The sequence below is a fragment of the Wolbachia endosymbiont (group A) of Andrena helvola genome (assembly GCF_964028415.1).
GTDB lineage: Bacteria > Pseudomonadota > Alphaproteobacteria > Rickettsiales > Anaplasmataceae > Wolbachia > Wolbachia pipientis.
In genome coordinates this window covers 498,028-510,254 of sequence record NZ_OZ034779.1, presented here as the reverse complement: position 1 = coordinate 510,254, position 12,227 = coordinate 498,028, and the positions used below count along the sequence as shown (strand labels likewise).

At 34.5% G+C, this 12,227-nt stretch carries 13 protein-coding genes and 1 pseudogene; 1 reads left to right on the top strand and 13 read right to left on the bottom strand.

Annotated elements, in window-relative coordinates; all coding sequences use genetic code 11:
- Positions 1-128: 128 nt before the first annotated feature.
- The 8 genes from ABWU73_RS02750 to ABWU73_RS02715 all read right to left on the bottom strand — a co-directional run bounded on the left by ABWU73_RS02750 (position 129) and on the right by ABWU73_RS02715 (position 5,252).
- The gene (locus ABWU73_RS02750; protein WP_155968887.1) at positions 129-1,016 is read right to left on the bottom strand and encodes a heme o synthase; all 888 of its coding nucleotides are present in this window, start codon (positions 1,014-1,016) and stop codon (positions 129-131) included.
- 1 nt (position 1,017) lies between these two features.
- Entirely contained in the window at positions 1,018-2,568 is a 1,551-nt protein-coding gene (ctaD, locus tag ABWU73_RS02745; protein ID WP_010962499.1) for a cytochrome c oxidase subunit I, read from the bottom strand.
- Between the two features lie 15 nt (positions 2,569-2,583).
- Positions 2,584-3,348: a cytochrome c oxidase subunit II gene (gene coxB / locus ABWU73_RS02740; RefSeq protein WP_010962498.1), complete on the bottom strand. Its 765-nt coding sequence runs from the start codon at positions 3,346-3,348 to the stop codon at positions 2,584-2,586.
- A gap of 853 nt (positions 3,349-4,201) precedes the next feature.
- Positions 4,202-4,366 (bottom strand): IS3 family transposase, encoded by a 165-nt coding sequence (locus ABWU73_RS02735; protein WP_080717614.1) that lies wholly within the window; start codon positions 4,364-4,366, stop codon positions 4,202-4,204.
- Entirely contained in the window at positions 4,356-4,520 is a 165-nt protein-coding gene (locus ABWU73_RS02730; protein WP_156768652.1) for a hypothetical protein, read from the bottom strand. Before ABWU73_RS02730 ends, ABWU73_RS02735 begins: the two co-directional genes overlap by 11 nt.
- Positions 4,501-4,623, bottom strand: coding sequence for a hypothetical protein (locus tag ABWU73_RS02725; protein WP_285534504.1), 123 nt, complete (start codon positions 4,621-4,623; stop codon positions 4,501-4,503). Before ABWU73_RS02725 ends, ABWU73_RS02730 begins: the two co-directional genes overlap by 20 nt.
- A complete protein-coding gene (locus ABWU73_RS02720; RefSeq protein ID WP_245836010.1) occupies positions 4,605-4,820 on the bottom strand; it encodes an IS3 family transposase in 216 nt (71 codons plus the stop codon). Before ABWU73_RS02720 ends, ABWU73_RS02725 begins: the two co-directional genes overlap by 19 nt.
- Before the next feature lie 147 nt (positions 4,821-4,967).
- Entirely contained in the window at positions 4,968-5,252 is a 285-nt protein-coding gene (locus ABWU73_RS02715; RefSeq protein ID WP_038198869.1) for a transposase, read from the bottom strand.
- A 580-nt stretch (positions 5,253-5,832) separates the two neighbouring features.
- Between ABWU73_RS02715 and ABWU73_RS02710 the strand changes: the two genes are divergently transcribed.
- Complete coding sequence (locus ABWU73_RS02710; protein WP_015589128.1) at positions 5,833-6,744, top strand: Rpn family recombination-promoting nuclease/putative transposase; 912 nt, start codon at positions 5,833-5,835, stop codon at positions 6,742-6,744.
- On the opposite strand, the gene ABWU73_RS02705 is transcribed toward ABWU73_RS02710, so the two are convergent.
- The 5 genes and pseudogenes from ABWU73_RS02705 to ABWU73_RS02685 form a co-directional block, all read right to left on the bottom strand.
- A complete protein-coding gene (locus ABWU73_RS02705; protein WP_220468173.1) occupies positions 6,733-7,395 on the bottom strand; it encodes a hypothetical protein in 663 nt (220 codons plus the stop codon). The two genes, ABWU73_RS02710 and ABWU73_RS02705, sit on opposite strands and share 12 nt — an antisense overlap.
- 104 nt (positions 7,396-7,499) lie before the next feature.
- Positions 7,500-8,585: an ankyrin repeat domain-containing protein gene (locus tag ABWU73_RS02700; RefSeq protein WP_264329545.1), complete on the bottom strand. Its 1,086-nt coding sequence runs from the start codon at positions 8,583-8,585 to the stop codon at positions 7,500-7,502.
- A gap of 405 nt (positions 8,586-8,990) precedes the next feature.
- Positions 8,991-9,210 (bottom strand): annotated as a pseudogene (locus ABWU73_RS02695) (transposase); the annotation flags it as partial.
- Between the two features lie 183 nt (positions 9,211-9,393).
- Positions 9,394-10,824 (bottom strand): ankyrin repeat domain-containing protein, encoded by a 1,431-nt coding sequence (locus tag ABWU73_RS02690; RefSeq protein ID WP_264329544.1) that lies wholly within the window; start codon positions 10,822-10,824, stop codon positions 9,394-9,396.
- Between the two features lie 23 nt (positions 10,825-10,847).
- On the bottom strand, positions 10,848-11,996 hold the full coding sequence (locus ABWU73_RS02685; RefSeq protein ID WP_264329543.1) for an ankyrin repeat domain-containing protein: 1,149 nt from the start codon (positions 11,994-11,996) through the stop codon (positions 10,848-10,850).
- Positions 11,997-12,227: the final 231 nt, after the last annotated feature.

Genomic DNA, 12,227 nt, shown 5'->3' with positions numbered 1-12,227 from the left:
ACAATTTCTAAAGGTAGTTTAAGCTGCACCTTTAAATTTTATTATAGAAACAAAAAAAAGTGTGACAACGAGCATTACCAAAAGGAAAAGTAAAAAATAGTTTTTATGCTTCTGCCGTTCTTTCATAACTAAAATAAATCAATAGAACAAAAAATAATACTGGCGAATAGGGAAAATAGATAAGAAATTGAATAAGAAAACATTTTTTTCTGTGAGCTGTGATTCTTGAACTTCATAACAGATACAGCGTACCAAATAAAAACGCAACCTTCAAAGGTTGCCATGCTTAGATAAAGTAAAGCCTTTTTCAAAAATAGAGCCGGAAGCAAGCTAGTTAGCACCAGCAAAACACTATAAATTAATATATATTTTCTTGTTTTTTCCGGACCATAAACAATATTGAACATTGGAATCGATGCCTTTGCATAGTCTTCAGACTTATTTAAAGATAGGGCCCAAAAGTGTGGTGGAGTCCACATAAAAATTACTAAAAATAAAATGAAACTTTCCCAACTTACAGAATTAGTCACAGCTGCCCAGCCAATCATTGGAGGGAAAGCACCTGCTGCACCACCGATAACGATATTCTGCGGAGTACGCCTTTTTAGCCAAATTGTATATATGAAAACGTAAAATAATATGCTAACAGCAAGCAAAGCAGCAGAAATATAGTTTACTGCTATTGCCATGATAAATACTGACAATATTCCAAGAGTTATACCAAATTCAAGCGCACTTTCTGCAGAAACTCTACCTGAGGGTATAGGGCGGTTTTTTGTCCTTTCCATGAGCAGATCTATGTCTCTGTCATACCACATATTTATAGCACCTGCAGATCCTGAGCCAAGAGCAACACATATAAGAGATATTAGTGCTAGAAAAGGGTGCATACTACCTGGTGCAGTAACCATACCAGCAACTGCAGTAAATACCACAAGATACATTATCCTTGGCTTCAGCAAACGCCAAAAATCCAGTATTGTTGATTCAACATTTAGCAAAACACTTGTGTACATTCTATTTTACCACTGGTGGCTTTTCGAAAGTATGAAAAGGCGGTGGTGAAGATACCGTCCATTCCAAGGTGTCACCTTCCCAAGGATTATCTCCAGCTTTCTTGCCCCATTTAAAAAGATGTATAACTATAAACACAAAAAACATAACTGAAACAAAGGACATATACGAACCAATTGAGGATATATAATTCCAAGGGATAAACGCATCAGGATAATCAGGTATACGCCTTGGCATACCAGCTAATCCTAAGAAATGTTGAGGTAAAAAAGTGATATTGGTGCTAATAAAAGTAAGCCAAAAGTGGATTTGACCTAAGCGCTCATTATATTGTTTACCCGACATTTTACCAATCCAATAATAAAAGCCAGCAAAAGCTCCAAATAATGCAGCAAGTGACATGACATAATGGAAGTGAGCAACAACATAATAGGTGTCGTGCAGGAGCTTATCTATTCCACCATGAGAAAGAATTATTCCCGTTATGCCACCGCCAACAAACATGAAAATAAAACCTAGTGCAAATAGCATAGGGGTCTTAAACTCAATTGCTCCACCCCACATAGTTGCAATCCAGCTAAAGACTTTTACACCAGTTATAACACCGATAAAAATTGTGGTAGTGCTAAAAAATGCAGCAGCGTCAGCACTAAGCCCAACAGTGAACATATGGTGAGCCCAAACCATAAAGCCAAATACTGCTATACCTATCATTGCATAAACCATCCCTATGTAACCAAATACAGGTCTGTGAGAAAAAGTTGATACAACCTGACTTATGATGCCAAATGCAGGAAAAATAATTACGTAAACTTCTGGATGACCAAAAAACCAAAATAGATGTTGAAATAACACAGGATCGCCGCCACCGGCAGGATCAAAAAAGGAAGTACCAATATTGCGATCAGTAAGAAGCATAGTTATAGCACCGGCAAGCACTGGTAAGGCAACAATCAACATAAATGCTGTTAACAAGACAGACCAAACAAACAGTGGCATCTTAGTTAATGACATGCCTTTTGTGCGCATGTTAAATATAGTAACTATAAAGTTGATCGCCCCAACAATTGACGACATACCAGCAACATGAAGTGCAAGTATAGCAATGTCAACTCCTGCACTTGGATGGGACATTACCTGTGATAAAGGTGGATATAAAGTCCAACCTGTACCTGGACCTTCACCAATAAACACTGAGAGAATGAGCAAAATAAAAGATGACACTAATAACCAGAAACTCAAATTATTCATACGAGGAAACGCCATATCTGGTGCGCCAATCATGAGAGGTACAAACCAGTTACCAAATCCTCCCATGAGGGCTGGCATTATCATAAAAAACACCATTATCAACGCATGCCCTGTAACCATTACGTTATATAATTGATAGTTATTGTTAAGTATATTAATGTGCATTAGCTGAGTGCGAATAATCACCGATAATAATCCACCAATAATTCCAGCTAATATGGAAAAAATAATGTACAGTGTCCCTATATCTTTATGATTGGTGGAAAACAACCAACGCTTTATGCCCTTTGGTACGTCACTCATATCTATACTCCAAATTTAACTCACTAATTTTCTATTTTCAATCCACTTATTAAAATCTTCTTTGCTTACTGCTTCAACAACAATTGGCATAAATCCATGGCCTTGACCACACAATTCGTAGCACTGCCCGTAATAAACACCAGGCTTTTTGATATTAAACCACGCCTCATTCAGCCTACCTGGTATCGCATCAATTTTTACACCGAAAGCCGGTACTCCCCAACTGTGTATCACATCTCCTGCTGTAACTTGTAAACGAACGTTAGTATTAACGGGTAAAATGATGTTGTTATCAACAGAGAATAGCTTTAAATCTCCTTCGATAAAGTCTTCTTTTCCCTTAATATAACTATCAAATGACACACCTTGATATTCTGGATATTGGTAACTCCAATACCATTGATGGCCAATAACTTTCAGTGTTATATCAGCTTTCGGTATTTCTTCCTGTAGCTTCAGTAATTTAGCGTTTTCAAAGGCTAATATTCCAACAATGATAGTTGGTATAACAAACCAAATAATTTCTAAAGGAACACTATGGGTAGTTTTACTTATGTTTGTTACTTTGCTTTTACGAAAGCGAAACGCTATATAAGCAAGCAGCGCCCACACAAAAAGCATTATTGTAACCATCACAAGCATCACAAACGAATGTGACCTAACTACAGCCTCCATTACTTCAGTTGCAGGAGCAGGAAATCCAAATTGCCAGGAAGTAGGAGCAGAGGCAACAGATATATTTGAGTAAAATATTATCAATAGTGCAAATAACTTCACCATATCTTTTGTTTGTTTGCTATAAAACTAAGTGATATACTGTATAATAGTATATATAAACTTACTATGCAAATAGAGATTAGTGATGGTTAATAATTTTTTAGCATTCAACAAGTATAATAGTACAATACTAATTGAGGAAAAAAGCATTTACATAAATCTATTGTAAGTAAAAATATTATAATATTTTAAATTAAGTATTTACTTTAAGTAAATTCTATAATAAGTTTAATAGTGTCTGTTACTGCTAATAACCCTCTAGCCTCACACCTAAAAGCAGTAACAGACACTATTAAACTTTATGACAAGTTTATAATCTGTAAGATCAAAGTCTTACAAGTTTCTTTATTTCATTATACATTGCAGTTTGTTAATTAACTTTTAATGCCTATGGTGGCATTTACAGCTTGGACCAAAGGTTTATGTATTATAGAAAATAATTATAAAAAAAACACACTATTTGTATACCATACAAACTTTTTTTATTCTGCATAGCTGAGTTACTAGATTCTGTAAACGAAATCTTTAGAGAAGCCAAATGGGCAAAGTTTCATGAAGGTCTTTGGCATCTCTTAGCATAGATCCCTTACTTAACCATCATACCGCGATTCATTCGCAGTATCTCAAAGCATAGATCCCGCTAACACGTAGCGGGATGACGATTGTCGTTTAGCCATAAACATTAAGAAATTTACCAAATAAAAAAAAAGGCAAAAGAAGCCCCGTGGTGGTTGGCTATTTACTATGTACTAAAATATCGGCGTTTTTTTTGACCTTATCCAGAAAAAGTGGAGAGAAAGTTTGGAATGTTTTTCACAAAGAGAATGATGAATCAAAATGCTCAGGAATGCAATAGTTAATAGTGACGTTGTTTGTTATAAAAAATTTCTATGTATTCAAATATTGCAGTTCTAGTTTGTTGAGCAGAGTGTTGTGAAGTATCAATAAGTATTTCTCTTTTCAATGAGCTAAAGAAGCTTTCCACAACAGAATTGTCGTAACAACAACCTTTATGACTCATCTATGTTTTTTATGGATAAGAGATATTGATAACCTTGCAAAGTATATTGTGAACCTTGATCACTATGTAATAGTAGATTTTTGGCAGGTTTACGCTTGTTAACGGCCATTAATAAAGAGTCCATAACCAATTGTTTATTTATTGAACTGCTCATTAACTACCATGCGTGAATATAGATCGATTATTGTTGCCAAATATAGCCATCCTTCTTTGGTTTTTATATAAGTAATCCCATACTTTATTTGGTTGATCGACAATAAAGTTTTGGTCTAATATATTGGGAGCTACTGTCCGTTTGTTGTTTCTTAATTTTAAATTTTCTTCTCAATATAGCCTGAATACCATTTTTCTGCATAATACTTTGCACTGTTTTTAAGTTGCAACTTTTACCCAAAGCCTTTAATTCAGCATGAATTTTAGGAGCTCCATATCTACATTTAGAAGCTTGATATATTTTTTGAATATCTGCTAATAACTCTTTATTTGCTGATTCTCTACTGCTTATTTTCCTTGTAGTCCACTTATAGTAGCCACTAGCAGAAAACCCTACATAATTCCTGCACTTTATAGTGTTTACTATGCTCTTTTATGAAAAAATATTTTACTCTTTTTGACTGGCCAGGGCTTTTTTTAAAATGTCTCTTTCTCTTGTTACTTTTGCTAACTCTTTCTGTAAATCAAATCTCTCTTTGTCATAAGGTGCTACATCTGGAAATGCATTTGCCGCTGACTTTTTTTCGTTATATTTCTTCATCCATTTTCCTAATACACTATCCCTTATTCCTAGATCTCTTGCTACTTTTGCAACTGGTTGACCTACCTTTCTTTGTTCATTTGCCAGCTTAACAGCTTCCAATTTGAATTCTGCCGTATATTCTCTTGCCATTTCTAATCCTCCAAAATTTTATTTTACCCGAAAAAACTCCTTTCTTTCTCTCCACTTTTTCTGGGTAAGGTCAATTCGGAACTCTATTTCTTTTTTACGATCTTTACTTTTATTCTTATTGTTCATATAATATACCCTTCACTAATAATAAATTATTTTTAAATGTTTACTGTTATTTTCTTAGCAGTATTGGCATAAAGCCATAGCTTTTGGGTGAAGTCAAATCAAATTTTCAATTTTTTTTTGTTTATTTTTTTATGAAAAGGTAGAAGATATTAATAGCTGCTAATTTCTTTAAACGATGTTGTCGTAGATTCGTATTTTTATACACCAAAAAGGGTATCTTTGATGTCTCCTACAGCTCCAAACTCATAGCATCCATTTGCCGGCCTTTTAAGGCGCTTTATAGAAGGGTTAATAAAAGATGTACAAAAGGACGTCTAAGGTGCGTAGTAGCATTCTAAAGCCATCTATGGGAGACATTTTTTTCATCAACGCATTCAAAACTTAAAAAAATAAAAAACTTGAACATTTCTTCAGAATTATGTATAATCATTAATGCTTTTTAAGGTTCTTTCTTATGACTTTTTCTAAGTTTCTTGATCCCAAAAATGATGTATCGTTTAAGCGTATCTTCGGTACTGAAAAAAATAGAGATATCCTTATTCACTTCCTCAATGATATTCTTGGCTTTACTGGTAAAAATGAAATAAAGGATATAGAGTTTTTAAGTACTATTCAAGACCCCGATATCGCCGCTAAAAAGCAAAGTATTGTTGATGTTCTCTGTAGAGATTCTACAGGTGCTCAATACATTTGCGAAATGCAGGTCGCTAAAACTAAAGGCTTTGAAAAACGTGCCCAATACTATGCTGCTAAAGCTTACTCAAGGCAAGCTGATAAAGGTGACCAGTATCATAACCTTAAGGAAATTATCTTCATTGCTATAGCAGATTGTGTACTGTTTCCTAATAAATCTGAGTACAAATCAAAGCATACTATTCGAGATGAAGACACTAATGAGCATGATCTAAAAGATTTCTATTTTATATTTATTGAGTTGCCAAAATTTCCAAAGAATAAGGAAGATCAGTTGGAAAATATAGTTGAAAAATGGGTTTATTTTTTTCGATATGCAGATGAGACTAGTGAAGAAGAGCTGGAAAAAATAATAGGTAGTGATGTAATAATTAAAAAGGCCTATGAAGAGCTAAATAGATTCAACTGGTCAGAAAAAGAATTTATTGCCTATGAACAGGAAATAAAACGTATTCTTGATGAACAGGCTGTCCTCGCTCAAAAACTTGATGATGCTACTGAAAAAGGTAGAGAAGAAGGTAAAGAAGAAGGCATCCAAATCGGACATGAAAAAGGCAGAAAAGCAGAGAAAATCGAAGTGGCAAAGAACTCACTTAAGGCCGGTGTCTCTATTGATGTTATCGCTCAAATTACCGGCCTTTCGATAGATGAAATTCAAAAATTAAGGAATTAATACTTTACCTTGACCTCTAGCTTGAGTTAAATGACATTGAACAGAAGTATTATTTAGATAACTTTTAGGCTCCAAGCTTATTTGTTGTTCTTTTACGTCACTCACTTCTAATCTGCTTAACATTTGTTGCATTAATTGATTTATTACTGGGTCTATTCTTCTATTAAATTCAGCCATAAACTTATCAAACTTTTTCGGACTTAATCTACCGGGATCTCCGGGTTCTCTACCAGGCAATGCTTCCTCTGCGTATGATTTTAAAATCCCTGAAATTTCATTAAATTCACCACTCCTAATTTTTTCATTAATCTTCTCAAATAATTTCTCAAAATTAATATCTAAGCGGTGCATTTTTATACCACCTTTCGATTCAGCTTGCTTCTCTAATACTTCCTTGAACGACTTTATAATATCCGATGTGTAAAAAAGAGCCTTTACAGGATTAACATCAGAAAACTTAGGAAGAGGACACTTTTTATCTAGAAAAGCTTGTAACAAGAAAAACATCAAGCTAGCATTATTACTCGCACAAACTTCACGACTAAATTGGCTAGTATATTGGATATTTGGGTTTCTTACTGTATCAGAATGATTGGAGCTACTTCCTGCTGTACCAGAACGGCTAGAGCTATTTTCTGAAAATGAAGGCAACGCAGCCCTTAAAGGGGAAGAGATAAACTGAAAAACACCTTTAACAGCATCTATCCATGAAGACGGCTTACTTGCTCCGCTTGTAGCTCCTATTTTGTTATAGCCTATTTCGTCACTTTGCGATGAATTGTCTGATGCATTATCATAAGATAGATCACACTTAGCTTCTTTTGTAATACTATATTGTACATCACGCTTCTTGCGAGTAGATCCACAATCCTCAATTTTCCATTGACATGGACTATCTTTGCCCCTGGCCTCCAAGTAAATACTCTCCTTCTATCCCTATCATGGCTAAGATAATCACTAGCAGGATATAAATACTCATTAAAATAAGTGCTTTTTATATATATGTTGTTACCTTCAGGTTCAAATTTCCATTGACATGAACTATCTTTGCCCCCTGGCCTCCAAGTAAATACTCTCCTTCTATCCCTATCATGGCTAAGACCATTACCAGCAGGATATAAATACTCATTAAAATAAGTGCTTTTTATATATATGTTGTTACCTTCAGGTTCAAATTTCCATTGACATGAACTATCTTTGCCCCCTGGCCTCCAAGTAAATACTCTCCTTCTATCCCTATCATGGCTAAGATAATCACTAGCAGGATATAAATACTCATTACTATAGTAAACACTTTTAATACATACCTCCGATGAAAATACTGCATTCTTTACTGACTCTGGTAATTCTCCTTTTATCCTTTCAAGCTCAGATTTTTTTTCCGAATGAACATTATGGTAATTACTCATCTCCATAATTCTTTTTACATAACGGGCTAACCTAAACTCCGCATTTTCTACACCTTTAACTTCAATACTAGCTCCAATATTGAGAAGATTTGTAACTTCACTAACATTCCCACTTTCTACAGCAGCAAATAAAAGTCTATCATACTCACTTTGCTTTGGTCCTAAAAAGTTTACTACTTCTGACTGACGAGAGGTATTTGCTACATCTAAAGGTTTTCCACCATCCTTATTTTTAGCTCCAATGTTAGCCCCCTTATCTATAAGAAATCTAATTATCTCTAAATGACCTCCTTCAGCAGCCCTATGCAAAGATGTGTAACCATCACTATCTCTAGCTTCAATATTAGCCCCTTTCTCAAGAAGTTCTCTAACGTCACTAAGGCGTCCTGCTCCTGCAGCACTAACTAATAAATCATCATTGTTTAAAGTCATTTGTCCCTCCACATTTATAAAAACTTACCTAACTTAACTAAGCAATCACACTATAACAAGCCACTCTTACCCTGAGCTTTTTTCTTTCCTCAAGCAACACAGAAAGGACCATCTTCCCTCAAACAAGAATTCTGGAATGCCCTCACATAACATAGCCCGCTCACAAAAGTAAAATTACCTTAGCCATCACACACTTACATACCATAAAAAATTAGTAATCTAATGTATTTCAGGAATAGTACTCCACTTTTAAAACTTGTCAACCCCTAATTTAAAATTTTTTTGAAATAATTTTTGATGAAAATTTTTAATGAATTACTATTAATTTAATATTAAATATTACTAAGAACCTAAATAATACAACCACTTTCAGCAATAAAAACCAGCTAGCATGAGAAGATTTTTTTGGAAATCGATTGGTCTTGCAAATGTGCTTAAAATCTTCGTTTCAAGCCCTGGATGTAAATTTATTTGCCTTTTTTTGACTATTTGGGGTTCCTTCTCTATCTCTTGGTGTTAAAAGTTCAAATGAATCTGCACTTGTACGTAAAGCCTTTGCATTTCTCCCATTTTTTCTATTATTTTCTTCACTTTCAGCCAATAAGTGGTTTTCTATTTCACCTTTTTATATCAATTTATTACTTTCTTTTTGATTTGACACACTTTTTTGAACATCTCTATTGTGGAACAAACTTTCTCTTGGTTCTCCAATTTAGACACATGAGCAAAGATTGTGAGCTTTCTCCTCTTACTTCAAAAACCAATATCTTCTTTAATATGATTACTTCTATGTACTTACTAAATTAGGCTACTTAAATTCCTTAGGCAGGTTATAAACGGATACCTTTGCTGAGCTTTCAAAGCTCTTTATAGAGGTAGGTGATTCTAATGTTCCAGGTACGTCATCATAATCAGATAGTTGCGTAGAAATTGAATTCGTCCTAATACCCTGAGATGTACCTTCTTGAAAATGAAGTAATTTATTTTCCAACTTATCTCTTGCTTCTCTAAAACTGTCCAATTTTTTTTGCAAGCTAACACTTTCTTCTTTATACTTTGAAAGTGTTAAATCGATAAAATGATTACACAACACTATTAGACCTGTAGCACTAGAAAATAACAACAAGAGAGGATGAATGGTAACACCTGGCATATCTCCACTTCTTGCATCATGAAAATTTTTATACATATTAAGACAAGAGCCAAAAGCTGCAGAGCATACAAAAGCAAGTTTTGTTCTGCACAGGAAATACTCGACTTGCGCTAATTTTTCATTGCAATGTGCTAATTCTTTACGCAAATCATTAATTTTATCACTATAATACCTAATAAACAATTGTTTTGTTTCTTCATTATTAACATATTTCCATGCTCTGTAAGATCTTCCATCTATGAGCTCAACGTTTACATGCTCTGATTTTAGAAGCGCACTAATTGCGTTACTACTTCTAGAACGCACAGCTTCATGTAGAGGTGTGTAATCGCTTTTAACATCTTTCCTTCTGTTAATATTTTCATAAGTTAAATACTTGAAAAGAGCCGAAATACATTCTGGGTCATTACCTTCAATAGCCAGAGTAATTGCATCTTTTCCGTCTTTATCCTTAGAATTAATAACTTTAGAAAGCGGCTTTTCATTTTCTTGCTTATCTTCAAAATACTTGCACTTATACACCTTATTCGAACGATATGGCTCCTTAAGAATACACAAAAGTTCTTTTACAAGATCAACCTGATTTTCTTTAATAACCACATGCAAAAGTGTGTTTTGATTTTCCTCATCTTGTAACAGTAAAACATCATACAAATAAGCATTTTCATGTAGATAACTAATCTCTTTATTGAAACGTGTTTTATCTATACCTTCTCTTCCTCCTTTACAGATACTGAAGAGTCGTAAACTACCTTCCAAAGCATTGTGATCAATTGCAGAGGCACGTTGCCTTCTGTATAAAATTGGCGCTCCTTCTACGCAAACACTTCCGAAGTAACGAGCAATAGGGGAATGGATACATGCACTTAAAAAATTAGTAAGAGGGTTACAAGTGTTCACACCATTCCTACCTTCAAGCAGTCTAACTACATCTAATTTATTATACGAATCAGCATAATATAAAGGATCCCGATCATAACAGTCCTTAGCATCAATTATAGCATCACATTCAAGAAGAAGTTTAGCTACATCTAAATGACCTTCCCTAGCAGCATAATGTAAAGGTGTTCTAGCTTTTTCATCCATGGCCTCAACTTTAGCACCTTGGCTTATAAGAAAGCTACCATACCCTCTCTATTGTAGTAAGCAGCATAGTGTAGAGGAGCTATACCCAAACGGTCTTTAGCATTAATTATAGAATCATGGTCAAGAAGAAGTTTAGCTGCATCTAAATGACCTTCCCCAGCAGCATAATGTAAAGGTGTTTTATCTTCTTCATCCATGGCCTCAACTTTAGCATCTCGGCTTATAAGAAAGCTAACCACATCCTCTCTATTGTAGCAAGCAGCATAGTGTAGAGGAGTCATACCAAAACGGTCTTCAGCATCAATTATAGCACCACGGTCAAGAAGAAGTTCAGCTACATCTAAATGACCTTTCCCAGCAGCATAATGTAAAGGTGTTTTAGCTTCTTTATCCACGGCCTCAATTTTGGCATCTTGTTTTATAAGAAAGCTAACCATATTTTTTCTATTGTGGTAAGCAGCATAGTGTAGAGGAGCCATACCAAAACAGTCTTCAGCATCAATCATAGTACCACGGCCAAGAAGAAGTTCAGCTACATCTGAATGACCTTCCCTAGCAGCATAATGTAAAGGTGTTTTTCTACTATCATCTTGAACGTTAACCTTAGCATTTCTACTGAGAAGAAGTTTAAGGACATACAAATTACCCTTACAAGAAGCTACACACAAAGGCGTTTGATTGTTTATACCTTTAGCCTCAATATTAGCACCTCCATCAAGAAAATCACTAACCTTTCTAATATCTTTTCTTTCTATAGCAGAAAATAAATATTTATCTAGCTTTGCTCTCAAAAAGTTTGCTACTTCTGTGTTACCAAGCTCATTTACTATGCGTAAAGGTGTCTTAACATTATTATCCTTAGCTAAAATGCTGGCACCTTGATCAACAAGAAATCTAACCATATCGTATTGACCTGCACTAACAGCATAGTGTAGAGGTGTCCAATTTTGGTCACATCTAATGTCAATATCAGCACCAATACTAAGAAGAAGTTGAGCTACATTTACACTATTTTTACAGGCAGCCCAGGACAGCAAAGGCAACTTATCTAAAAGTTCACGATTAACATTATATTTATCAATATGTTGATCAATATATTCCTCCAACCGTTTAAAGTCGTCATTTTCTATAGCATGCGTAAAATCCGTTGTAAGGCTCGTTTGATCTTTCATAAACTATATAAAAAAAACTATTTTCCTACTCAGTACAATACTCCATTTTTAAAACTTATCAACCCCTATTTAGAAATTTTTTATGGAATAATTTTTGATGAAAGTCTTTAATATATTGCTACTAATTTAGCAATATATACTGTTAAAAACCTAAACAATATAACCATTTCCAGCACCCAAAACCAGCAAGCGTGAGAACAATTTTTCTTGGAATCGGTTGGTCTACCAAGT